The organism is Rhodococcus sp. NPDC059234 (genome assembly GCF_042754225.1).
In the GTDB taxonomy this organism is placed as follows: Bacteria; Actinomycetota; Actinomycetes; order Mycobacteriales; family Mycobacteriaceae; genus Rhodococcus_G.
Map to the genome: position 1 here is coordinate 1 of NZ_JBHZAH010000077.1, position 24402 is coordinate 24402.

At 71.5% G+C, this 24402-nt stretch carries 18 protein-coding genes and 1 pseudogene; 9 read left to right on the plus strand and 10 right to left on the minus strand.

Annotated elements, in window-relative coordinates:
* Window positions 1-308: GYD domain-containing protein (locus ACFXGJ_RS16440; RefSeq protein WP_378621868.1), on the minus strand; the 308-nt coding region annotated here is incomplete at its 3' end.
* 107 nt (window positions 309-415) lie between these two features.
* Here ACFXGJ_RS16440 and ACFXGJ_RS16445 point away from each other — a divergent pair.
* Window positions 416-1624, plus strand: coding sequence for an oxygenase MpaB family protein (locus tag ACFXGJ_RS16445; RefSeq protein WP_378621870.1), 1209 nt, complete (start codon window positions 416-418; stop codon window positions 1622-1624).
* Window positions 1625-1661: 37 nt separating this feature from the next.
* On the opposite strand, the gene ACFXGJ_RS16450 is transcribed toward ACFXGJ_RS16445, so the two are convergent.
* Window positions 1662-3650 carry a VanW family protein gene (locus tag ACFXGJ_RS16450; RefSeq protein WP_378621873.1) on the minus strand — a complete coding sequence of 663 codons (1989 nt, stop codon included), beginning with the start codon at window positions 3648-3650 and terminating at the stop codon, window positions 1662-1664.
* Between the two features lie 428 nt (window positions 3651-4078).
* Between ACFXGJ_RS16450 and ACFXGJ_RS16455 the strand changes: the two genes are divergently transcribed.
* On the plus strand, window positions 4079-4960 hold the full coding sequence (locus ACFXGJ_RS16455) for a glycine-rich protein (protein ID WP_378621876.1): 882 nt from the start codon (window positions 4079-4081) through the stop codon (window positions 4958-4960).
* Window positions 4961-5020: 60 nt separating this feature from the next.
* Here ACFXGJ_RS16455 and ACFXGJ_RS16460 read toward each other — a convergent pair whose 3' ends face one another.
* From ACFXGJ_RS16460 to ACFXGJ_RS16475, 4 genes are all read right to left on the minus strand, one after another.
* On the minus strand, window positions 5021-5863 hold the full coding sequence (locus ACFXGJ_RS16460; RefSeq protein WP_378621879.1) for a glycoside hydrolase family 19 protein: 843 nt from the start codon (window positions 5861-5863) through the stop codon (window positions 5021-5023).
* Window positions 5864-6467: 604 nt separating this feature from the next.
* Window positions 6468-7463, minus strand: a complete 996-nt coding sequence (locus ACFXGJ_RS16465; RefSeq protein ID WP_378621881.1) for an aldo/keto reductase — start codon at window positions 7461-7463, stop codon at window positions 6468-6470.
* Window positions 7464-7560: 97 nt separating this feature from the next.
* Entirely contained in the window at window positions 7561-7989 is a 429-nt protein-coding gene (locus tag ACFXGJ_RS16470) for a nitroreductase family deazaflavin-dependent oxidoreductase (RefSeq protein ID WP_378621884.1), read from the minus strand.
* A gap of 106 nt (window positions 7990-8095) precedes the next feature.
* Window positions 8096-9427, minus strand: a complete 1332-nt coding sequence (locus ACFXGJ_RS16475) for an acetyl-CoA C-acetyltransferase (protein WP_378621886.1) — start codon at window positions 9425-9427, stop codon at window positions 8096-8098.
* 152 nt (window positions 9428-9579) lie between these two features.
* Here ACFXGJ_RS16475 and ACFXGJ_RS16480 point away from each other — a divergent pair, with 152 nt between their 5' ends.
* Window positions 9580-10926, plus strand: a complete 1347-nt coding sequence (locus ACFXGJ_RS16480) for a 3-oxoacyl-ACP reductase (protein WP_378621889.1) — start codon at window positions 9580-9582, stop codon at window positions 10924-10926.
* Window positions 10926-11792 carry a MaoC/PaaZ C-terminal domain-containing protein gene (locus tag ACFXGJ_RS16485; protein ID WP_378621891.1) on the plus strand — a complete coding sequence of 289 codons (867 nt, stop codon included), beginning with the start codon at window positions 10926-10928 and terminating at the stop codon, window positions 11790-11792. Before ACFXGJ_RS16480 ends, ACFXGJ_RS16485 begins: the two co-directional genes overlap by 1 nt.
* Window positions 11793-11861: 69 nt before the next feature.
* On the opposite strand, the gene ACFXGJ_RS16490 is transcribed toward ACFXGJ_RS16485, so the two are convergent.
* Window positions 11862-12455 (minus strand): TetR/AcrR family transcriptional regulator, encoded by a 594-nt coding sequence (locus tag ACFXGJ_RS16490; protein ID WP_378426320.1) that lies wholly within the window; start codon window positions 12453-12455, stop codon window positions 11862-11864.
* A 130-nt stretch (window positions 12456-12585) separates the two neighbouring features.
* Window positions 12586-13716 (minus strand): glycoside hydrolase family 3 N-terminal domain-containing protein, encoded by a 1131-nt coding sequence (locus ACFXGJ_RS16495; RefSeq protein WP_378621909.1) that lies wholly within the window; start codon window positions 13714-13716, stop codon window positions 12586-12588.
* 139 nt (window positions 13717-13855) lie between these two features.
* Between ACFXGJ_RS16495 and ACFXGJ_RS16500 the strand changes: the two genes are divergently transcribed.
* The gene (locus tag ACFXGJ_RS16500) at window positions 13856-14323 is read left to right on the plus strand and encodes a universal stress protein (RefSeq protein WP_378621895.1); all 468 of its coding nucleotides are present in this window, start codon (window positions 13856-13858) and stop codon (window positions 14321-14323) included.
* A 76-nt stretch (window positions 14324-14399) separates the two neighbouring features.
* Window positions 14400-15485, plus strand: coding sequence for an isochorismate synthase MenF (locus ACFXGJ_RS16505; RefSeq protein WP_378621898.1), 1086 nt, complete (start codon window positions 14400-14402; stop codon window positions 15483-15485).
* 7 nt (window positions 15486-15492) lie between these two features.
* Here the strand turns inward: ACFXGJ_RS16505 and ACFXGJ_RS16510 are convergent, their stop codons facing one another.
* Window positions 15493-17115, minus strand: a complete 1623-nt coding sequence (locus ACFXGJ_RS16510) for a phospholipase C (RefSeq protein WP_378621901.1) — start codon at window positions 17113-17115, stop codon at window positions 15493-15495.
* Between the two features lie 197 nt (window positions 17116-17312).
* Between ACFXGJ_RS16510 and ACFXGJ_RS16515 the strand changes: the two genes are divergently transcribed.
* Together ACFXGJ_RS16515 and ACFXGJ_RS16520 are read left to right on the plus strand one after the other, a co-directional pair.
* Window positions 17313-17483 (plus strand): DUF2613 domain-containing protein, encoded by a 171-nt coding sequence (locus ACFXGJ_RS16515; protein ID WP_378426399.1) that lies wholly within the window; start codon window positions 17313-17315, stop codon window positions 17481-17483.
* Between the two features lie 43 nt (window positions 17484-17526).
* Window positions 17527-21897 (plus strand): alpha-(1->3)-arabinofuranosyltransferase family protein, encoded by a 4371-nt coding sequence (locus ACFXGJ_RS16520; protein ID WP_378621904.1) that lies wholly within the window; start codon window positions 17527-17529, stop codon window positions 21895-21897.
* A gap of 23 nt (window positions 21898-21920) precedes the next feature.
* On the opposite strand, the pseudogene ACFXGJ_RS16525 reads toward ACFXGJ_RS16520, so the two are convergent.
* Window positions 21921-22970: pseudogene (locus tag ACFXGJ_RS16525) on the minus strand (acyltransferase family protein); the annotation flags it as partial.
* A 207-nt stretch (window positions 22971-23177) separates the two neighbouring features.
* Between ACFXGJ_RS16525 and ACFXGJ_RS16530 the strand changes: the two are divergent.
* Window positions 23178-24365: a DUF3068 domain-containing protein gene (locus ACFXGJ_RS16530; protein ID WP_378621906.1), complete on the plus strand. Its 1188-nt coding sequence runs from the start codon at window positions 23178-23180 to the stop codon at window positions 24363-24365.
* The last annotated feature ends 37 nt before the right edge of the window (window positions 24366-24402 follow it).

Sequence of the window (24402 nt, forward strand, 5' to 3'; positions counted from 1 at the left end):
GGCCGGTACTCCGCCGGACGCCGCACCGCCTCGTCGACCTGCTCGGGCGTGAGCAGCGCGACGGTCTCGGTCCTGGCGGCCCCGCTGGCGGCGGTGCGGATGCTCATCGCCGCCGCGGCGGCCTCGTCGGGCACCTCCCCGATCACGTACAGGTCGTGGCTGCCGAACGCGAAGTAGCAGCTCTCGACCGAACCGCCGACGCTCTCGACGGCGGTTCGGATCGCATCCCGGCGCGCCGAACCACCCTCCGCCAGCAGCCCACCGGCACCCTCCGCGGTGTAGCCGACCCGCCACAGGTATTTGGGCATGTTCCTCGAACCTCCTCCATCGACGGTCGATTCCATCGTCCGCCCCGCGGTCCGGCGCCGGACCGGAATGCTTGACAACAGTCGTTGTCAGTTGCAGGGTGGGCACTGTGACGACGACTTCCGCCGGCCCGACCCGCTACATGCGCGACCGCGCGGCATCGGCCAGGATCACCGCACCGCTCCGCCCGTTCGCCTGGCCCGCACCCGACGCCACCGCACGGGAGGCCGCCGCACTGCGCCGGGCACTGCTCGAACGGGACGAGCCGAGCGCCGCGCTGGTGCGGGCGATCCGCGACGACCGCACCGTCACGCTCGGCCAGTTCCGGCAGGCGCTCGCCGCGGGCGTGGACGCGGTCCCAGACGCCCCAGCCCCGCTCCGGGAGTACTTCGCGCTGCTCGAGGACACCCCGGCCTGGGTGGACCGCGATCTGATCGCCTTGGGCGCCCGCACCCTGCGCCGCGTCGGGTCCGACGTCGGCGACGTGCTCGCGTACGGCTCGCTGCTCGGCGGGTACAACAACTCCGGGCCGCTGCCCGTGCTGGTCGCGTCCGGCAGGCTCACCGGCGAGCGCACCCGTCGCCGCATCGCCGAAACCGGCGCCTGGTGGAACGGGTGCGTAGCGGACGGGGGCCTGGACCGCTTCGGCGACGGGTTCACCCTGTCGGTGCACGTCCGACTGATGCACGCATTCGTCGACTACCACCACGAACACGAGACCGACTGGGACAGCGGCGAACGCGGCCTGCCGGTCAACCAGTTCGACCAGGCCGGCACCCTCGGCCTGTTCTCGATCACCTTCCTGCTGCACACCCGAGTCCTGGGCGTGCGCTACACCCGCCGTGAGGCCGACGCGGTCCTGCACCTGTGGTGCTACGTCGGCTGGCTGATGGGCGTCGACGAGCGCTGGCTGCCGTTCGACGAGAGGGCCGGACTGCGGATGATGTACCAGATCGGCGCGTCGTCGCCGAAGGCCGACGAGAACAGCGTCGCGCTGGCCCGCTCGCTCGTCGACCTGCCCCTGCACACCGACTACGACAGGTTCGCGAAGCTGCGCCGGCGCTACGAGTACGAACGCGGCCTCTCGCTCGCAACCACCCTCCTCGGGCCGGCCGGTGTGCGGGCGCTGCACGTTCCGCTGCGGCCGCCGTGGTATCCGGCCGCCCGGTTCGTGGTCAACGTCGCCAAACACCATGTGCTGGGCCGGTTCCCGGCCGGGAAGCGGCGGCTCCAGCGTCACGGGGAACGCCAGCTGCTCGACGTGCAGCTGCGCCTGCTCGGCGGCGAGATCCCGGACGTCGTCCCGCTACCGGACTGACACGCCGCCCGGCTGCGCCACTACCGGCCCGAACCGCTCACTCGCACTTGACGATCGGCACCGGGTCGTACTTGACGGTCCGGGTGTGCCGCGAGATCTCCTTACCCGACGCGTGGTCGGTGATCACGCGGGTGTCGCTGGTGGTGAACCCCTGGGCGCCTCCGGATGCCACGCATGCCGATCCCTTCGGCAGGGTCACGATGTTCGGGGAGGTGTACTTGTACCGCTCCCCGGTGACCGACTGGACGTCCACCGTCTTGGTGCCCCACAGTCGCACCGTCACGTCCGAACCCGTGCCGATCGTTTCGATCAGCACCCCGGTCGGGGAGGCGTTCTTGAACTGCAGGTCGATCGCACCCTCGAACACGGTGGCCTCGCGGGCCGCCGGGTACCGCGAGATGTAGTAGCTGTGCTCGGTGTGACCCGCGTCTTCCATGCCCGCGAAGTAGGCCGCGTTGTACAGCGTCGTCGCGAGCTGGCTGATGCCTCCGCCGACCGCCTTGTCCGGGCGACCGTTGTTGATGATCCCCGACTCCACGTAGCCCTGCGCCGAGCCGCGGGGTCCGGTGTAACCGTTGAGCGAGAACGTGTCGCCCGGCTTCACCAGCGCACCGTCGATCTCCTTGGCGGCCAACCGGATGTTCACCCCGGACGCGTACTCGAAACCGCCGCTGGTGAATTCGCCGATGACCTCGCGGATGCCCAGCTTCTGCGCCGCCTCGGTGGTCAGGGCCGGCGGCTTCGGCTGGTATACGGCGGCGACCGTGCGCGGTCCGTTGCCGGTGAGCAGCGCGGGCAACTCCGCCAGGGTCTTGTGCCAGTCGATCGTGTCGCCCGCGACCGCGGGCACCACCGTCGGAGTGCCGCCGGCGAGTGAGATCGACGCGTCCTTGGGCTGTACCTCGGTCGAGGCCAGCTGAGGTCCGAGCAAGCCGATCGCGGCGTCGACGTTGTACTGCGGCGCGAGCCCACCGCGGCCGTCCGGCGCGAACGCCAGCACCGCGCCGACCTTGTCCCGGCCGAGCACCGAGCGGGCGCCGTCCCGACCGGAGACGACCAGGTCCGCGGACGAGGCCGGGACAGCCACCTCCCGCATCGCCCGGTCGACGCCGTCCTGTGTGACCGCCACCGACGCGATCTGCACCGGGACCTCCACACCGCCCTGGTCGGCCCAGCCCGCGGCCAGCGCCGACTCGGCACCGGGACCGTCGAGGGCCTGGCCGCTGCGCGGGGCCACCCCGACGGGACTCGCGCCCTCGAACACCACCGCGCCCTCCACCGGGCCGAAGTCGGTCTGCGCGCGCAGGGAGTCCACCGCCGCAGCCAGCTTCGCGTCGTCTCGGGTGGCGCTGACCCCGACCTCCCGCTGCGAGAAGAGCGAGGTCAGTCGCGTCAGCGGGTTGAGGGGTTGACTGCCCGCTCGATCGAGGGTGGCGGGCCAGTCCACCCCGAGACCGGCAGCCTCGGGCACGAACTGGGCCTGCACTTCGCCCGCGCGCACCTGCACCGGCTGCTGTGCCCGCGGGCCGATCTGCGCGCGGAGTTCGGCTTCCGCGGCGGCGCGGGTCTGACCGCCGATCTCCACACCGACCACCGTGACACCACGCGGCACCCGGTCCGAGGACATCGCGTAGTCCACCGCGTACACGACGGCGCCGACCGCGAGCACGGACGCGACACCGACGCCGACCTTGAACCGTCGCGAGCGACCCGAGGCCTGCGGTTGATCCGGTGCCGGCGCGGCCGGCGGCTGCACGGGCGGCGAACCGGCGGTCGGCATCGCGACCGTCTGCGGCTCGACCGTCGGGGACGCCGGCTGTGGCTCGGCAGTCGCCGACTCCGGCTCGAAGGTCCGGGACGACGGCTGTGCCTCGACGGCACCGACGTCGGGGGCGTCCGATCCGGCCGCAGGGTCGCGCCGATGGATTCGGACTGTGAGGGCTTCCGCGCCCCCGGTCTCGTTCCCGTCGTCGGGGCTCCCCGCCGGCATCTCGCCGTCCGAATGCCTGCCGATACCGCCGGTCATCAAGGCCCTCCCGATCATGTTCGTCCAGCTGGGCCGCTACCCGCCTCCGAAACCAGACTAGCGGGGACAAACCACCCATTACGCACCCGAATGCCGGTAGACGAGATGTGGATCACCCGCGAGAGGAAGCGGCGGGGAGCGCTCACGATCGGGCTGCAGCGGCGGCCCCGGAGACAAGGATGTCCCGCGCCGCAACCGGGTCGGGGGTCTGGTTGCAACGCGGGACACATGGGTATCGGGGTCATCTCACAAGGCGTTACACATCCATCACAAAAACTTTCCGAGCGACCACCCGCACCGCTGCCCACGCGATCTACCAGGGGTTATGGGAGGGAACAGGCACAGAACCGGACCGCACCCGTCGAACCCGGCGTGTCGGACGGTGTCCCGGCGGACACTTGCGACACAAACCGACCGCAGGAGGTTCGATGTCGACAACGCAGCGCACCACGGTCCGACGCCTCACCACCGGACTGTGCGGGCTCGCGCTCGCCGGGGCCTCGGCCCTCGTCGGACCCCAGGCCGCCGGCGCCGCCGACCTCCCCGCCAAGTGCGCCCAGAACCCGGACGGGTCGGTCACCTGCCGGTACATCAACGACACGATGTCCGTGCAGCTGTTCACGGTGCCCATCGGGGTCAGCAGCATCCACGTCACCGTCTCCGGCGCCCCCGGCGGAGACGCGGCACTGGCGAAGGGCGGGCGCGGCGCCACGGTCGACGCGGACCTCGCCGTGCGGCTCGGCCAGACGTTGTACATCGCGGTCGGCGACTACGGCTCGAACCGAGAAGGCGGCCAGGGCGGAATGAACGGTGGCGGCGCCGCGGGCAGCATCGCCGCCGGCGGCGGCGGCGGGGCGACAGACATCAGTTCGAGTCCCGGCAGGCCGAACACCCCCGGGGCGAGCCTCGTCGTGGCCGGTGGTGGCGGCGGAGCGGGCACCACCTACCCCGGCGGCGACGCGGGGACGCCCGGCGGCGGCGGCGGAGGCGGCGGCGCCGGATCGGCCACCGCGGGCGGAGTCGGCGGCACCGGCACACCGAACGGCACCCCCGGCCTGTACGCACAGGGCGGCAACGGGGCCCACACCGGCGCCGACGACGGCGGTGGAGGTGGCGGCGGCGTGTACGGCGGTGGTGGCGGCGGCGTCAACTACGGCGGCGGCGGAGCAGGCGGCGGCGCCAGCCTCGTGCCCGCGGGCGGCACCGTGACAGCCAAGGACACCGGCCCCGCGGTCACCATCGTCTACACCCCCGGCGGATCGCCGTGGGGATCGCTCGGAAACCTGTTCGGCAGCAGCGGAGCACAGTGAAGTCCGAGCGGCCCACCTGACAGCTCGAGATCGGTCCGGGACCCGGCGCGCCGTCGGGTGTTACGGGTGGATCAGGACGTCCAGGCCACGCTGGAAGTCCGCCACCCGCCGTTCGAGGGCGTGGTGACCTCCGTTGACGAGCTCGGACACCCGGACGATTCCGGCGGAGTCGGCGACCTGGTTGAGGTTCCTCGACGTCCAGTACCACGCGGCGGTGTTGAACGCGTTCTCCGGCGCCTCGAGCAGCTCGGGGTTCGCGACGAAGTCGATGCCGGTGAACTGGCTGACACTCTCGTAGTTGTGGCGCCCGGTGACCTGGATGGCGCCGCGGCCCTTGTAGCGCTCACCGTCTCCCGCCTGGGTGTTGCCCAGGTCGGCTCGGCCCTCGTACTCGCTTCCGGAGGCGTACTCCTCGAAAGTGCGGAAGGAATCGGACTCGACGGCCAGCTGCGCGATGAACGCCGCCTGACGGACCGGGTTGTCGATGCCGCCGTGTGCCATGGCGTCGTTGAGCGGTGCGATGTACTGCGCGATCTTCTCGGGCGGCATGCCGGGCACGATGCGCGCCAGCTCCTCCGGCGTGACCGAAGTCGGCGGCGGCGGCGGGGGTGCCGGAGCGGGCGCCGGCGGCGGGGTCGGCTCCGCGGACACGGGCTGGGCGGCCGATCCCGAGACCGCACCGGGCAGGGTGGGGAACTGGAGCACCTTGAACAGGTCGCCGGCTTCGTGGAACCGGGCCGGCGCGGCGGCAACCGCCGGGGCGGCAGCAACCGCCGGGGCGGCGGCTTGGGCCGTGTCGGCGCTGGCGACGGCGGGGCTGACGACGCCCGCGGCCGTGCTTGCGGTGATCAATGCGGCCGCGGCGATGGCCGCGCGGACATGTCGCGAGTGTGAAACGTACAAGGGTCGTGCTCCATGATTCGGCCGAGAGGCACGTCGGCCTGGCGATCGGTTGCCGCGGCGTTACGAAGGACGTTTCCGTCCGCCCGTAGATCACTTTCACGCAGCAAGAAGGTCACAACCAGGTAACGTCGCAGGTAGCCAGGTTTTCAACCAAAGGTGACGAGCGCCACAACCCATTGCAAACGGCGGGCATCGCACATTAGGGCCGATCGGCCGATCCAGGGCCGATCGACAGCGCCGCCCGCAGGCTTCGCCGCGCCGGCCGGTGCACACCCGGACGAGCCGGCGCGCACCCATCAACCGGAATGGCAATGGCGTTGCCGCGCAGAGAGATTCATCTCGCCTGCTCGAACCGACGCGAACCGGCCACAAGGTCCACTGGATCGCCGAGGGAGTGCCCGGCCCGAAGTCCGGGACAACGAAAGCGCCCGGCCGCCGCGACCTCGCGGCGACCGGGCTGACGGTCGGTTTGTGTTCCACATTACATCGGAAAGGCCTTGCGCCCCTGGGCTTTTATACGCTGTACAGGGCGTTTCCCGGCACCGGAGCGTGACCCGGCCGAGATCGAAAGGTCACGGAAACCTCACTCCCGGGGTTACGGAACCTACTCGCGCCCCAGGGACACCCACGTCGGGTCCGCCGAGCGTGCGCCGACGGTGATCGCGGCCAGTTCGTCGAGCCGTGCGACCTGATCGGCGGACAGGACGAGCTCCACCGCCTCGGCATTCTCGGCGACCCGCCGGGCGAATCGCGTGCCCGGGATCGGCACGACCGGCAGCGAGAACTCGCGCCCCTTGGCGTAGAGCCACGCCAGCACCACCTGGGCCGCCGTCGCATCGGACTCGCCGGCGACCGCTTCCACCACCTCGAGCACCTTCGAGTTGCCGGGCAGCGCCTCGGCGTCGAACCGTGGGAAGCGGCGACGCAGATCGAACTCGTCGAGCGCGTCTGGATCGTAGGTGCCGGTCAGGAAGCCGCGCCCGACGGGCGAGTACGGCACGAAACCGACACCGAGTTCGGCGGCGGTCGGGACGACGCTGCGCTCGACGTCCCGGCTCCACACGCTCCACTCGCTCTGGATCGCGGCGATCGGGTGGACCGCGTGCGCGCGGCGCAGCTCGTCGCCGGTGGCCTCGGAGAGGCCGAGGTGCCGCACCTTGCCTGCCGCCACCAACTCCGCCATCGCGCCGACCGTCTCCTCGATCGGGACGTTCGGATCGACCCGATGCAGGTAGTAGAGGTCGACACTGTCCACGCCGAGCCGGCCCAGCGACGCCTCCAGGTAGCCCGCGACATGCTCCGGCCGCCCGTCGATGCCCCGCTGTCCGCGGGCGATGTTGCCGACGAGACCGAACTTGGTGGCCAGCTGCACCTCACCGCGCCGGGTGCGCACCACCTCGCCGACGGCCTTCTCACTGGCACCGTCGCCGTACACGTTGGCGGTGTCGAGGAACGTGACGCCGATGTCGACCGAGTGGTGCAGGGTGGCGAGGGCCTCGGCCGGGTCGACCGGTCCGTAGACCGGGGCGACCGACATCGCGCCGTAACCCTGGGCGCTGACGTCGAGTCCTTCGGCGAGTGCAGTGGTGCGAACAGTCATGACCCGCATCATCACCCAGGGCGAAGCGAAACGCACGGTCTGGGATCAGCGTGATCCCAGTACCCGGCGGCGAGGTGAGGAAACCCGGAAGGCGGACTCAGGCCCGCCGCAGTGCCAGGACCGGGATGGTGCGGATGCCGCGGACCTTCCGCTCGTACTCGGCGAATCCCGGGTAGAGACGGGCCTGCTCGGCGTAGATGCGATCGCGCTCGGCGCCGGTCACCTCGCCGACGGTCACCCGATACGACTCTGTGCCGCGCTCGATCTCGGCTTCGCCGGCCGCGGTGAGATTGTGGTACCAGGCCGGGTTCTTCGGCGCGCCCCCCATCGTGGCGAAGACGTAGATCGTGTCCGGGTCATTCTCGTCGGGCAGGTACATCGTCGGATTCACCATCCGGCGCCCACTCTTGCGGCCACGGTGATGGACGAGCACCAGCGGCGCACCCTCGAACTGTCCACCGACCCGGCCCTCGTTCGCGCGGAACTCGGCGACGATCTTCCCGTTCCAGTCCTCGTTCTCACTCATGCCGTCCATCGTCGCCCACCGGGGGCGACGCCGCTGCGGGGCGGTGTGGCGACCTCGAGGTGTCGCCACACCGCCCGGGTCCGCGAGGGCAGTCGCTGCCGCGCGGTTACCGCTCGATGATCGCGGTGACGCCCTGGCCACCCGCCGCACAGATGGAGATCAGGCCGCGCCCGGATCCCTTCTCCGCCAACATCTTCGCGAGCGAAGCGACGATACGGCCGCCGGTCGCGGCGAACGGGTGCCCGGCCGCCAGCGAGGAGCCGTTGACGTTGAGCTTGCTGCGGTCGATGGAACCGAGTGCACCGTCGAGGCCGAGGCGCTCCTTGCAGTACTCGTCGGACTCGAAGGCCTGCAGCGTCGCGAGCACGACCGAGGCGAACGCCTCGTGGATCTCGTAGTAGTCGAAGTCCTGCAGGGTGAGGCCGTTGCGGGCCAGCAGCCGCGGGATCGCGTAGGTCGGCGCCATCAGCAGACCGTCACCGCCGTGCACGTAGTCGACGGCGGCGGTCTCCGAGTCCACGAGGTGCGCGAGCACCGGCAGGTTCCGCTCGGCGGCCCACTCGTCGGTGGACAACAGTGCCGCCGAGGCGCCGTCGGTGAGCGGGGTGGAGTTGCCCGCGGTCATCGTGGCGTCGCCCAGCCTGGTGCCGAACACCGGCTTGAGCGTGGCCAGCTTCTCCACGGTCGAGCCCGGGCGCAGGTTGTCGTCGCGGGTCAGGCCCAGGAACGGGGTGATCAGGTCGTCGAAGAAGCCGCGGTCGTAGGCCGCGGCCATGTTCTTGTGGCTCGCGGCGGCCAGCTCGTCCTGGTCCTCCCGGCGGATGCCGAACTCCTTGGCGGTGATCGCGGCGTGGTCGCCCATCGACAGGCCGGTGCGGGGCTCGCCGTTGCGGGGGATCTCCAGCCCGACCATCGAGGGCCGCAGGTGCCCGAGCAGCTTGACCCGGTCGGCGGTGGTCCGGGCACGGTTGACCGACAGCAGGAACTCGCGCAGCTCGTCGTTGACGCCGATCGGGGCGTCGGAGGTGGTGTCGGTGCCACCGCCGATGCCGGAGTCGATACGACCGGCGGCGATGGCGTCGCCGACGGCGATGATCGACTGCAGTCCGGTGCCGCAGGCCTGCTGCAGGTCGAACGCCGGGGTGTACGGGCTCAGCGCGCTGCCGAGCACCGACTCACGGACCAGGTTGAAGTCACGACTGTGCTTGAGGACCGCACCGCCGGCGACCATGCCGAGCCGCTCGCCCTGCAGGTTGAACCGGGCCACCAGGCCATCGAGCGTGGCGGTGAACATGTCCTGGTTGGACGCCTGCGCGTACGCCTTGTCCGAGCGCGCGAAGGGGATGCGATTGCCGCCGAGGATGGCGACCGGGCGAAGTTGCCTGCCACCGGACTTGGGGGCGGCGGCCGGCTTGCTGTTTCGGGCTCTGGTGGTCACGTCGGTCTCCATGTATGTGGATCCGCTTCGGAACGGATCAGCCTCGGCGGTGGGGGTCCTGCACTCGACATTGAACTTACTCCAGAGTAAGTTCAATGTCGACACCGCACCCGGATCGCGGGTGCCCGATTTCGCGACAAAGAAGGTGGACCGTGGCAGCCAGCAAGGGCGCTCCCGACCTCTACTCCAGTTTCCTCTCGTCCGCGCCGGGCGCGTTCATCGCCAAGCAGGCCGGGCTGCCGCAGCCCGAACACCTGCGGCGCTACCAGGCCGGCGAGCCCGCACTGGCGGGCCCGATCCTGATCGGCGGCAGCGGCCGCCTGGTCGAGCCGCTGCGGGCGCTGCTCTCCGACTACACCTTCGCCCAGCCGCACGACGACCGCTACGGCGCGCTGGTCTTCGACGCCACCGGCATCTCCCAGGTCACCGAGCTGGTCGGGCTGTTCGAGTTCTTCCAGCCGGTGATCCGCAACCTCGCGCCCAGTGCGCGCGTCGTGGTGCTCGGCACCACCCCCGAGGAGGCGGCGGGCGTCGACGAGCAGATCGCGCAGCGCGCCCTCGAGGGCTTCACGCGCAGCGTCGCCAAGGAGATCAAGCGCGGCGCCACCGCCCAGCTGGTCTACGTCTCCCCCAAGGCCGCCACCGGGCTGTCGGGCGTCGAGTCCACCCTGCGCTTCCTGCTCTCCGCCAAGTCGGCGTTCGTCGACGGCCAGGTGATCCGGGTCGGCGCCGCCGAGTCCACCGCCCCGGCCTCCTGGGACAAGCCGCTCGACGGCAAGGTGGCCGTCGTCACCGGCGCCGCCCGCGGCATCGGCGCGACCATCGCCGAGGTGCTCGCTCGCGACGGCGCGCACGTGGTGTGCGCGGACATCCCGGCCGCAGGCGAGGCCCTCTCGGAGACCGCGAACAAGGTCGGCGGCACCGCGCTCGCGCTCGACGTCACCGCCGAGGACGCCGCGGACAAGCTGGCCGCGCACCTGCTCGAGCGGCACGGCGGCGCGGACATCATCGTCCACAACGCCGGCATCACCCGCGACAAGACCCTCGCGAACATGGACGAGGCCCGCTGGAACATGGTGATCGGAGTGAACCTGCTCGCGCCGCAGAAGATCACCGACGCGCTCCTCGCCAAGGGCGCGCTCAAGGAGGGCGGGCGCGTGGTCGACGTCTCCTCGATCGCCGGCATCGCGGGCAACCGGGGCCAGACGAACTACGGCACCTCCAAGGCCGGCGTCATCGGCCTCGTCCAGGCCACCGCGCCGGTGCTGGCGGAGAAGAACATCACCATCAACGCCGTCGCCCCCGGCTTCATCGAGACCGCGATGACCGCGGCGATCCCGTTCGTCACCCGCGAGGGCGGCCGCCGGATGTCGTCGCTGCTGCAGGGCGGTCAGACCGTCGACGTCGCCGAACTGGTCGCGTACTTCGCCAGCCCCGCGTCCAACGCCGTCACCGGCCAGGTCGTCCGGGTGTGCGGCCAGTCCCTGATCGGCGCCTGATGGCCGGCCGCGTGATCCAACTCGAGGGGCAGCCGAGCACCCTCGACGTCTACACCCGCGCCGCGCTCGGCGCACTGCCGGTGATCGGGAAGTCGGGGGTGCGGCGCAGCCTGCCCAAGCAGACCCTCGCACTGAAGGGGCTGCGGGTCGACACCGACAACCTGGCCGCCTACACCCGGGTGTGCGGGCTGCGCTTCGGCGACACCCTGCCGATCACCTACCCGTTCACGCTGCTGTTCCCGACGGTGATGAAGCTGATGGTCTCGGCCGAGTTCCCCTTCCCGGCAATCGGTTCGGTGCACACCGACAACGTGATCGAGCAGCACCGGCCGATCTCGGTGAGCGAGCCCCTGGACCTGTCGGTGCACGCGGAGAACATCCGGCTGCACCCGAAGGGCACCCAGGTGGATCTGGTCAGCGAGATCAACGTCGGCCGGGAACTGGTGTGGCGTCAGGTCAGCACCTTCCTGAAGATGCACCCCACCGGCGCACCGAAGGAGCCCAAGCAGTCGCATCCCGACGAGGTGCCGCCGCGTCCGACCCGCACGCTGCGAGTGGACCAGCGGACCGTCAGCAGGTACGCGGCGGTCTCCGGTGACCGCAACCCGATCCACGTCTCCTCGCTGGGCGCCAAGGCGTTCGGGTTCCCCCGGACCATCGCGCACGGCATGTGGAGCGCCGCGGCGGTGCTCGGCGCGGTCGAGGGCCGGATCGCCGACTCGGTCACCTACAGCGTCAAGTTCGGCAAGCCGGTGGTCCTGCCTGCGACGGTGAACCTCTACGCGGACGAGGCCGACGGCGGCTGGGACCTGTCGTTGCGGAACCCGAAGAAGGGGTACCCACACCTCACTGCGACCCTGCGGTAGGCGGCTCGGCCGCCCGTGAGTACTTGCGGCCCCAACCCGGGCCACAAGTACTCACGGGCGCGGTAGCGCCTACTTCTTCTTGCCGGCGAGACCGCGCCAGGCCAGGCTCTCGAGCAGGTCCGCGGCGGCGTCGACGGCGATCTCGCCGCCCGCGACGCGGTCCGCTACCGCCTCGCCCGCACCGACGAGCGCGACGGCCATGATGCCGAAGTCCGTGCCGGGCTCGGGATCCTTGGTGCTGGATTCGAGCAGCTTCGCGGTCAGTTCGATCAGCCGGTCCCGGGATCCGCGGACCTGAGTGGCGAACGCCTGCTGTCCCATCGACTGCCGGTAGAGCACCATCCACGACGACCGGTGCCCGTCGACGAAGCCGAGGAATCCGACCAACGCGGCCCGCAACTGCTCGCGAGGCGTGAGGTTCGGGTCCGCGGCCGGGGTGATCGCCTCGACGAAACGCAGGCCCTCCCGCGCGATGCAGGCGGTGAACAGCTCGTCCTTCGACCCGTAGTACAGGTAGAGCATCGGCTTGGAGATCTCGGCAGCGGCCGCGATCGCGTCCATCGACGTGTCGTGGAAGCCGTTGGCGGAGAACACCTCGACCGCGGCGTCGAGCATCTGTTGCTCGCGCACTGCACGAGGGAGCCGCTTCGTCCCGCCAGCCATCGTTCCTCCAGAGTCTGCGGTCCACACACTGGTGGTCCACATGATCGATCTTACTCTAGAGTAAGAATTCTTTTGCGCTGTCCAGGCATTGTCCCCGACACCGCGGCCGCGGCCGCACCGCCCCCCTGTCTCAGCAGCTGATCACGCCCTTCGCACGCGCCACCCGCAACACCGACGCATCGACCTGGGCCTGCGGCAACCGGCCCGCGGCGACCTCCTGCTCGAGGTGGTCGAGTACCTGCGGCACCTGCGCGGTGGTCAGCCACAGCGCCACGTCGGCGCCCGCCGTCAGCGCCGCCCCCACCGCGTGCGGGATGTCCATCCGGTCGGTGATCGCACGCATGCCCGACAGGTCGTCGGTGAAGATCGGTCCGTCGAACGGCGGGGCCGCGTACCCGGTCCCGGTGCGCAGCAGCGTCATCGCCGCCGGGCTGATGCTCGCGGGGACCCCGGGCGCGGTCAGACCGGGCACGTCCAGGTGCCCGACCATCACGCCCACGCCGGTGGTCACGAGGGTGCGGTACGGGACCAGGTCGCGGGTCTGCAGCTCGTCCAGCGGCGGCGTCGTGACCGCACCGGTGTGCGAATCGCCCGACGCCGAGCCGTGCCCCGGGAAGTGCTTGATCACCGGGAACACCCCGGCGTCGCGCATGCCGCGGGCGTACTCGCCGGCGTACCGCGTCACGACCTCCGGGTCGTCGGAGAAGGAGCGGTCCCCGATCACCGAGTTCGCCGGCTGATCGCTCACGTCGACGACCGGCGCGAAGTTCACGGTGATGCCGAGGTCGTGCAGCTGACGGCCCCGGGTCAACGCCATCTGGTACGTCTGTTCCGGGGTCATCGTCTGCGCGACCGTCCGCGGCGCCGGATCGTCGCCGAGCAGGTCGGCGACCCGCGACACACGCCCGCCCTCCTCGTCGATGCTCACCATCACCGGCACCTTCGCGACCGCCTCGACCTGCGGAACCTGCTTGCTCGCCAGCATCGACTCGTCGGTCCAACTGCCGACGAAGATGCCGCCGACCTGCTCGCGGCGCACCACGTCCACCGCGTCGGCGGTCCCGGTCACGCCGACGTTGAGCAGCTGCGCGAGCTTCTGCCGCTGCGTCAGCCTGGCCAGGAAGTCGGAGCCGCAGACCGCGGGCTCGTTCTGGTCGCGGGCGCCGGTCACCAGGTCCCGGTTCGGCGCCGCGGTCGTGGTGGGGGCCGGGGCCGCCGACGTCGTCGACTCGGTCCCGGAGGTGCCGCACGCGGCGAGCATTCCGAGGCCGAGAACCAGGGCCGCGACACGGGTCGATCGGGTGAAGGTCACGCGGCGAGCCTATGCCACGCCCACCCGCGCGAGACCCTCCAACGGGTAGCCTGGGGGCAGGATCGTCCCCGGACAGAGGAGGTTCTCGATGCCCGCCGACCTGATGCTCATCGCCTACGACGGAACCGAGAATTCCAAGCGCGCAGTCGAATACGCGGGCCGCTTCCTCAGCGCCGAACGCGCCGTCGTCCTCACCGCCTGGGAGCCCATGGTCAGGCAGGCCGCCCGCATGTCCGGGCTGTCGGGAGTGATGCAACCGGAGTGGGTGCCCGACGAGGACAGCGAGGACATCGCGCTGACCGACGCCAAGACCGTCAACGTCGAGGGTCTCGACCTCGCCCGCAGCGTCGGCCTCAATGCCGAGGGCCGCACGGCGGAATGCCTCACCACCATCTGGACCACCATCGTCGAGGCGGCGGACGAGCTGAACGCGGACATCATCGTCGCCGGCACCCGCGGCACCACCGGGCTGAAGTCCCTGCTCCAGTCGTCGGTCGCCGACCACGTGCTGCGGCACTGTCACCGTCCGGTGCTGATCGTTCCGCCCGGCAGGTAGTCGCCGAGAGCCACGTCACTACCGCGCCAGGCACGCGGCCCGGACGAGACGGCGCCGACTATCGTCGGTAGGCGACATGGACGGTTTTCTGCTCTCCCGCGCCGATCGGACCCTGCGCACCTCCGGCAGCCGGGACCAGTACCGCGAAATCGACGCGGCCGCCGAGGCTCTCGCGCGGCGAGACGTCCCGCTGGTCGTCGGCGCACTGCCCTTCGACCCGGCGCGGCCGGCGGCGCTGACCGCCCCCGAGTCCGCGTCCTTCACCGCCGGACCGTGGCGTCCGGACGCGGCACCGGCCCTGCCCGCCGTCCGCGTCGTCGACCGGCTGCCCTCGCCGGACGAACACCTGCGCCGGGTCGCCGCCCTGGTCGACCGGTTGCGGGCGGGCGAACTGGACAAGGTGGTGGCCGCACGCTCGGTGGTGGTCGAGGCCGACGACGCGATCCGGCCGTGGTCGCTGCTGGCGCGCCTGGTCACCCAGGACCCGCACGGCAACGGCTTCGGCGTCGACCTGAGCCCCGCCGGCGACGACTACGTCGGTCACGCCCTCGTCGGCGCCAGCCCGGAACTGTTGCTCGAACGGACCGGCCGGGAGGTCCGCTGCTTCCCCCTCGCCGGCACCGCGCCGCGCCGCGCCGACCCCGACGCCGACCGCGCCGAGGGCCGGGCCCTGCTGGCGTCGACGAAGAACCGCGCCGAACACGCCTACGTCACCGACCGGATCCGTGCGGTCCTCGGTGCGGTGTGCACCGAGCTGACCGTGCCCGATGCGCCCGAGCTGATCAGCACCGGGCAGGTGTGGCACCTGGCCACCCCCATCCGCGGGCTGCTCCGCGACCCGGCGCCGTCCGCCCTCGAACTGGCCCGGCTGCTGCACCCCACCCCCGCCGTCGGCGGCACCCCGTTCGAGGCGTCGCTGGACGCCATCCGCGCCACCGAGGAACCGCGTCGCTTCTACGGCGGCGCCGCGGGCTGGTGCGACGCCGACGGCGACGGCGTGTGGGTGGTCGCGATCCGGTGCGCGGAGGTCGACGCCGGGGGCAGGCGGCTGCGGGCCTGGGCCGGCGGCGGCATCGTCGCGGCCTCGGACCCGGAGTCCGAGCTGGCCGAGACGACCACCAAACTCGGCACCCTGCTCGGTGCGCTCGGCGTCGCCGGGTAGCGCTGCCCTACCGCACCGCCCCGGTCTTCGGGTCGAGGAGCACCCGCTCGGCATGCGGGTGCGCGAAGTCGAAGAGACCGTCCAGGGTCCCGGCGCGTTCGTCGAACGAACCGTCGCCTATCCGCCCGGTACCCCAGTTGTCCTCGATCAGCCGCAGGATCGAGGTCTGATCGGTGCGGGTGTGGTCGACGGCGTTGACCTTGCTCAACGGCGAGACGACCAGCATCGGCAGGCGCGGACCGTATCCGCAGCGGTCCTGGTGCCCGCCCAGAATCGGGGCCGAACCACACAGCGCCGCGTCGTCTTCCGCCGGATCCTGCGAGCCGTTGACGATGCCCGCGAACGCGTGGTCGTACCAGCCGTCGGAGTCGTCGTAGGCGACCACCACGGCGGTACTCGACCATTCCGGCGACGCCTGCAGCTTGTTGATCGTGTCCACCACGAATGCCTGCTCGTCCAGCGGGTCCGAGTACCCGGCGTGCCCGTCCTGGTAGTCCGCGGCCTTGAGGAAGCTGACCGCGGGCAGCGCACCGGAGCCGAGTGCGGCGTCGAAGTCGGCGAGGTCGTACTGGTGGTTCGCCTGGTCGCTCCTACCTATTCTGTCGACCGAACTCGGCGGCAGGTGCCTGGGGTTGCTGGTCGACTCGTAGTACTGGAACGGCTCGTGGTGCGGGTTGTAGTCGGTGGACTTCTGGCCCGCCACGCTGGTGTGCGTCGCCCCGCACACCGCCTTGCCGTCGGTGCTCGATGTCGGCCGGAACCCGCCCTGGAACCACCCCCAGCTCACGTTCTTCGCGTTGAGCTTGTCACCGATGTTGGGGCCGCCCATCGCGAGGAGGTTCTTCGTGGTGGTGCGGCTGGCGTTCGAGCACTCGTCGTAGGCCGGGTCCGGATCCTCGATGACCGTGCCCACGCCGTCAGCGTCGGCCGACGCGACGACCTTCGTGTCGTTCGTCGGGTGCAGGGTGTCGGGCGTGACGGCGTGACCGCCGTGCGTCTGCCCCGACACGAGGTTGAGCGCGCCGGGGGTGGACGGTCCGAACACCGTGCCGAAGGAGTTGTCGTTCATCGCGTAGTGCTGGGCGTAGTTCCACAGGCCGGTGACGGTGTTGCCGTCGTAGTAGTCCATCACCAGACCCTTGCGACCGTAGAGTCCCGGCGTCTTCGCGCAGTCGGGCACGTCGGTGTGCTCGACGAACTTGTCCATCGCCCCGCCGTTGAACGCCTTCTGCTCGTCCCCGTACTCGTGGTCCTGGTCGCACGTGCCCGCCTGCGCGGGGCCCAGCCGTTGCGGTTGCGCGGCGTTGGGATTCTGCTGCAGCAGCGCGGGGGTGAGGCCGTCGACCGCCGGGGTTCCCGCAGCCGCGGTGAACGGCGTGCCGTCCGTGCCTGCCGCGGTCGGGTAGGTGCCGAAGTAGTGGTCGAACGAGACGTTCTCCTGGAACAACACCACCAGGTGCTTGATTGGCGTCGCGGTCGACGCCGCCGCGGCCGTCCCTCCGCTGCCGTCGTCGGTTGCGGCGGTCTCGGTCGGCGTCGCACTGCAGCCGGCGACGGCCAGCACGGCCAGGCATCCGGCGCCGACACGAAGCCGGGTCTTCCTCGCAAATCGGTCTCCACGTGGGTCCATGTCCAAATCTATGTCGCGGGCGCACCCCGGTCCCGGCGATCGGCGCCGCTTCGATCGACAGTTCACCCGATGTTCCCGGGTAGGTCACGGCTGAGCACCTCGACCCGAACCGCGCCAGCGACCCCGCCGCGAAGGTGTCAGGTGATACCTTGACGCGAAACGTTTTCGGCCAGGCATCAGCAAATGGGAGATCCGAGATGAAGTTCCTTGTCCCCGGCGTGGCAAGTGCAGTGATCGGCGCGGTCCTCGGACTCGGCACCGTCTTCGGGATCACCGCTGCCGCCTCGGACAACACCCGTCCCGAGATCGACCGCAGCGGCAACGCCAATTCCTCCCTGCTGAACCAGGTTGAGTACGGCAGCCGTTAACAGCTCCTCGAAGACGACCTCCAGCTCGTCCCCGACGTCCGGGGTGCCGAACACCGCGCCGCTGTCGCGGCGATGGCTGTTCGGCTCCTCGGCCGTCGCCTTCCTACTGGCGTTCCTGCAGTCCCCCGGGCTGCTCGTCGCCGACACCAAGTACGACCTCGCGCAGAACCCACTCGGGTTCCTCGCCCGCGCCTCGCACCAGTGGTCCAGTCAGGCACCCCTCGGACAGGTTCAGAACCAGGCGTACGGCTACTTCTTCCCACACGGCGCGTTCTTCGCCCTCGGCCAGCTCGCGCACATTCCACCGTGGATCACCCAGCGGGTGTGGTGGGCGCTGCTGCTGATCGCGGGCTTCTGGGGCATGATCCGGCTCGCCGAAGCCCTCGGAGTCGGCAGTCGTAGCTCGCGCATCGTCGCGGCGCTGGCGTTCGCGCTGGCCCCGCGGGTGCTGACCACCCTCGGTTCCATCTCCTCCGAGACCCTGCCGATGATGCTGGCACCGTGGGTGCTGCTGCCCGTGGTGCTGGCGACCTCGGCGACTGTGCGCGATCGGTACCCGGGGGAGGCTGCGCAGCGCGCACAGTCGGCGGAGCTGCCTCGCCTGGCGGCGCAGTCGGCGGTCGCGGTGGCACTCATGGGCGCCGTCAACGCCGTCGCCACCGGCGCGGCCTGCCTCGTGGCCGGCCTGTGGTGGGCCAGCCACCGGCCGAACCGGCGCTGGTGGCGATTCACCGCGTGGTGGATCCCGCTGTGCCTGGTCGCCGTCGCGTGGTGGATCGTGCCGTTGCTGCTGCTCGGCAGGGTCAGCCCGCCGTTCCTCGACTACATCGAGTCCTCGGGTGTCACCACCCAGTGGACCAGCCTCACCGAGGTGCTGCGCGGCACCGACAGCTGGACCCCGTTCGTCTCCCCCGAACGCATCGCCGGGGCGGTCCTGGTGACCCAGCCCGCCGCGGTGGTCGCCACGGGACTGATCGCCGCCGCGGGCCTGGCCGGTCTGGCCATGCGTTCGATGCCCGCCAAGGGCAGGCTGGTGCTCATCCTGTTCGTCGGGCTCGCCGGGCTGGCCGCCGGCTACGTCGGCGAACTCGGCTCCCCGTTCGCGGACGCCGTGCGGGTGTTCCTGGACTCCGGCGGCGCGCCGCTGCGCAACGTGCACAAGCTCGAACCGCTGGTCCGGCTGCCGCTCGCGCTCGGCCTCGCGCACCTGCTCGCGAAGGTCCCGCTGCCCGGCTCGGTCCCGGCCGGGCGCTGGCGCAGCGCGTTCGCGCATCCCGAACGCGAACCGATGGTCGCCGTGACGAGCCTGATCCTGGTCGCGCTCACCCTGTCCACCTCGCTGGCCTGGACCGGCCGGCTCGCGCCGCGCGGCGCCTACGACTCGGTGCCCGGCTACTGGCACGAGGCCGCGGACTGGCTGAGCGCGAACGCGGGCGGCACCTCGCCCGACGGGTCCGACGCGCAGCGAGCGCTGGTCGTCCCCGGCGCGCCGTTCGCCACCCAGGTGTGGGGCCTGACCCGCGACGAGCCCCTGCAGGCGCTGGCGACCACCCCGTGGGCGGTGCGGGACGCGGTGCCGCTGGTGCCGCCGGGCGCGATCCGGGCGCTCGACTCGGTGCAGCGCCTGATCGCCGACGGCAGCCCGTCCGACGGACTCGCCGAAACCCTGCGCGGCCAGGGCATCAGCTACCTCGTGGTGCGCAACGACCTGGACCCCGAGACGTCCCGCTCGACGCGACCGCTGCTGGTGCACCAGGCGGTGGAGGGCTCCCCCGGACTGTCGCGGGTGGCCGAGTTCGGGGAGGACATCGGCCCGGGCCACGTGGACGGCTTCGTCGCCGACGGAGACCTGCGCCCCCGGTACCCCGCCATCGAGATCTACCGGGTGTCCGATCCGCACCGGGCCGACACCGTCGCCTCCGGCCCGTTCACCGTCGACCTGGCCGCCGTGCCCGTCGTGCAGGGCGGACCGGAGTCGTTGCAGCGCTTGAACTCCCGACGCGAGCCGGGCGACACCCCGACCGCCGGACCGGTGCTGCTCGCCGCCGACGCCGCTCGCGCCGGACTGCCGGTCTCTGCCGTCACCGTCACCGACACCCCGACCGACCGGGAGACCGACTACGGCCAGGTCGACAACCACAGTTCGGCGCTGCGCGGACCCGACGACCCGCGGCGCACCTACAACCTGGTTCCCGACTACCCGGTCGACGGCGCCCCGCTGGTGACCGGGGTGTGGGACGGCGCCCGGGTCAGCGTGTCCAGTTCCGCCGCCGACGCCACCCAGCTCGGCGGGACGGCGCCGGGCAGCGGCCCGGCCGCCGTGGTGGACGGCGACCAGGCCACCGGCTGGTTCAGCAACGGCCTCGAGAGCGCACTCGGGCAGTGGCTCCGGCTCGACTTCGACCACCCGGTCCGGGCCGGGCTGCTGCACCTGCGGACCAGTCCGGCGGCGCTCGGCGTCCCGGTCAAGCAGCTCGAGGTCACCACCGCGCACGGCAGCACCGCGGTCCGGGTCGGCAAGCCGGGCGACCTGTTGACCGTCTCGCTGCCGCCGGGCGAGACCGACTGGGTCAAGATCACCGCCACCAGGACCGAGGACGGTTCGGTGGGAACCCAGTTCGGCATCAGCGAGGTGTCCGTCGAGGACTACTCGAACCGGGACCACCCGGTGACCGTTCCGATCCGGCACCGGACCGTGCTGCCGCCCACCCCCGCGGGGGCGACCGTCGACGCCTGGGACCTCGGGCAGGAACTGCCCGGCCGCACCGGCTGCCTCGACGCCGCCGACCGGGTGCGCTGCGGCCGCGGCCTGGCCATGCAGCCCGAGGAACTGAGCTCGTTCGAACGGACGCTGTCGGTGCCCGCCGACACCACCGTCACGCCGCGACTGCTGGTCCGCTCGCGGCAGGGTCCCGCGCTGGAGTCCCTGCTGGCCGACCCGACCCGCGTGCAGGCCGCCGGCGAGTCCGAGATCGGCGACGTCCGCGGCTCGGCCGCCGCCGCGACCGACGGCGACCCCCGCACCAGCTGGATCGCCGCCACCGACAGCACGACCGGCAAGGGTCCGAAACCGACTCTCACGCTGCGTCTTCCACGCCCGGTCCTGGTGACCGGACTCGACCTCACCCCCAGCCTCGGCGGGTTGCCCGCGCAGGCGACCGCCGTGGCGGTGGACCTGGGTACCGGACCGCAGGTCCGCGAGATCCGGGACGACCGGGTGCGACTCGAACCCGCCGTCACCGACCGCATCGTGCTCAGCGTCACCGACTGGGACGACGTGCTCGACCAGACCGCGTTCGGGTTCGCGCAGCCGGAGCCGACCGGGATCGCCGAGATCGGCGTGCTCACCGCGGGACCAGACGGTCGGGACGTTCCCGTGCCCGGAACCGGTCCGGACCCGGCGTCCGCCACCGAGCGGACCGTCACCGTCGGCTGCGCCGACGGCCCGGTGATCTCGTTCGGCGGCCAGGTGCGACGCACCACGGTCACCGCGACGGCGCTGCAGTTGCGTTCCGGCGCACCCGTTCCCGCGACCGTGTGCGGCGACCCCGCCACCGCCCTGCCCGCGGGCGAACAGTCCGTACTGGTCTCCCCCGGACCGGCGTTCTTCGTCGACGGCCTGCGCCTCGACGCCGCGCGCCCGGCCTCGGACCTGCCGCGGACCGAGACGCCGGTGCCCACCACCGCCTGGACCGCCAACCACCGCGAACTGACCTTCACCACCGCCGACCGCGACCGACTGCTGGTGATCCCGGAGTCGCAGAACCTCGGCTGGGTCGCGACCGCACCCGACGGCACCGAACTGTCCCGGGTCGTCGTCAACGGATGGCAGCAGGGCTGGGTGGTCCCGGCGGGCACCGACGGCACCGTCACCCTCGACTTCCCGACCGACCGCTGGTACCGGCTGGGCATCGCGGGCGGACTGCTCGCGCTGATCCCGCTGTTCGCCCTCGCGCTCTGGCCCCGCAGGCGCCGCCCGTCAGGCCCCCTCGCGCCGGACGTTCCCCCGCTCGGCCCGGCCCCGCGCACCTGGCACAGCACCACCGCCGGCGGTCTCGGCGTGCTCGCCCTGGCCACGGTGGTCGCGGGCTGGCCGGGGGTGGCGGTCACGGCAGTCGTGACCGCCCTCGCGCTGACCGTCCGGCGGCTTCGCGGTCCGGCCGCGGCCGCCCGGACCCTGGTCGGGCTCGCCGGGCTGGGCACCGTGACCGGCGCCGCACTGCTCTCCACCGGGCCGTGGCGGGCGCCCGGCGGATACGTCGGGCACGCCGGACCGGTTCAGCTCGCGACGCTGGTCGCGGTGGTCGCGGTCGGGTTGGCCGCGGTCCCGCTGTCGGGTCCGGCCGTGCGCGCCGCGCGGCAGCTCTCCCAGCGGCCCAGGGCCAGCCGCGCCGGCTCCTCGACGAGCGCGTAACTGGCCGAGGCCACCGCCAGGCTCAGCACGACGGTGACCACCAGCACGAACGGGAACTGCCCCTGGAACGGCAGGATGCCGAAGACCGGGAACACGGTCGAGAGCACCACGAGGTGCCAGATGAACACGCCGTACGACCAGCGGCCGACCGCGAGGGCGACCGGGCCCGCGATCCACCGGTGCGCCCGGCCGGCGTCGAAGACCAGCGGCGCGAGCAGGGCGAACGCCAGCACCGCGCCGAGCAGGATCTTCGTCGAGTACTGCCACGGCTCCGCCCGCGCCAACCCCTCCGGACCCGCCAGGTCGGTGCACGCGAGCGCGAACGCCGTCACCGCGATCGCCGCCATCACACCTCGGCGACGGGCCAGCCGGTGCGCCGGACCTTCCGGGAGCATGACCAGTTCCGCGAGCAGCATGCCCGCGCCGAACCACGGCAGGTAGCCGGGCAACCAGTTGTCGGAATGGATGCCGTCCGGCGTGGCGACCGGCACGAACACCCAGCCGAGGCTGGCGGTCGCCGCGCCGAGCAGGACCGGGATCCGCCACCGTGCCGCGGGTCCGCGCAGCCGGGCCAGGGCCAGGGCGATCACCGGCAGCAGCACGTAGAACGCCACCTCGACCGACAGGCTCCACATCTGGGTCAGGCCGTCGGTGAGGGTGAGCGGCACGAACACCTGCACCAGGCCCAGGTTCGCCGCCCACACCCGCCAGCCGGCGCCCGCCGCGGGCAGGAACAGCAGCACCACGACCACCACCACCCAGTAGGCGGGCAGGATGCGCACGGCCCGGTGCAAGAAATAGCGGCCGGTCGCCGACGGCCTGCCCAGACCGCGGGCCGCGGCGGCGTGCGGTCGCCACAACAGGAAGCCCGACAGCGCGAAGAACACCGCGACCGCGAGATCGAAGCGCCCCCACACCCGCCCCAGCACGGGAGTCGAACCCGAACCCGTCTGGAAGGCCACGTGGGTGATCACGACACCGAGCGCGGCCAGTCCTCGCATCCCGTCGAGCGCCGGGACGAATCCCCGGACCGGTCCGACCGGGGGAGCCGCGGGCGTTGCATTGGTATCCATTTGGCGTCCAGTGTGCCCCGGCGTCGCCGGAGCGCGACACAAAGCCGACTTCCTTACGGTGTCCGATATCCGGCGTGCCAGCTCATTAGGACCGCCGACACTGTTACTGTCTGGCTCACTGAGTGTCACGATTCGGGCACTCTGCGCTCGGCGCGGCCCACAGTCGTGCCACGGGGACGGCTCATCGGAGACGAAGGAGATTCACAGATGGCGGAACGCTCAGGGCCGAGCAGGACACTCGCCTGCATTCTGGTGGGGCTCGGCGCATTCCTACTGGCAGCCGCACTGCTGATCCCGACGTACACGGTGGGCAAGCTCAAGAAGACCCCGCTGGATCTCGAGGTCACCACCGTCGCCACCGGTAACGGAGACGTCCTCGACGCGAAGTCGCTGGCCGCGGGCAAGGCCGTCGTCAACACCAACGTGCCGCTGGTCGCGCAGCGCTACGTCACCGTTGTCGACCCGTCCAACGCCACCGACATCACCGTGCAGGCCGGTCAGACGCTGCGTCGCACCGACAAGCAGGGCGACACCGGCCTGCTCACCGCGACCGTCGACACCGTGACGGACGACCGCGTCACCGCGATGCCGGTCCCGGGCGGGGTCAGCACCATCCAGACCGACGCGAACAAGCCCGCGGACGAGGTCGAGCGCGACGGCCTGCAGTACAAGTGGCCGTTCGACGCCGAGAAGAAGACCTACCCGTACTTCGACATCAACGCCCGTGCCACCAAGGACATCGACTTCGTCGAGGAGACGGAGATCAACGGGATGAAGGTGTACCACTACAACCAGAAGGTCGGCCCCGTCGACCTGTCCAAGGTGGTCTCCTCGCCGACGAACAAGCTGACCCTCCCGGCCGCCACCTGGGGCGTCGAGGGCGGCGACGCCCCGGTCACGATGAGCCGCTGGTACACCAACGAGCGCGACACCTGGGTCGACCCGGTCACCGGCGTCGTCGTCAAGGGCCAGGAGAAGCTGTACCAGTACTACGCCCGCACGGCCGCCAAGCCCGAGGTGACGGTGCTCAAGGCGACCCTCCCGTTCGACGAGAACACCATCGAGTACCAGATCCAGCAGGCCAAGGACGGCCAGGACAAGCTGTCGATCTTCGGCCGCACCGTGCCGATCGTCGCGGGCATCCTCGGTGTCCTCGCGCTGATCGCGGGCATCTACCTCGGCACCCGCGGCCGCGGCCCGAAGCAGCCCGCCGCCGAGGGTGGTCCCGCCACCGCCCCGGACGCCCCGGCCACCGACCCCGGCTCCCCGACCGGTTACGACTCCCGGGACGCCGAGACTGAGATGATCCCGCGGCAGGACTGGACCACGGACAAGACGGAGGTCTTCCCGGCCGTCGACCCGCACGAGCAGGATCCGCCGACCACCCGGCTGTAACCCCGCGTCGAACGAAAGGGCCCGCACTCGTCGAGTG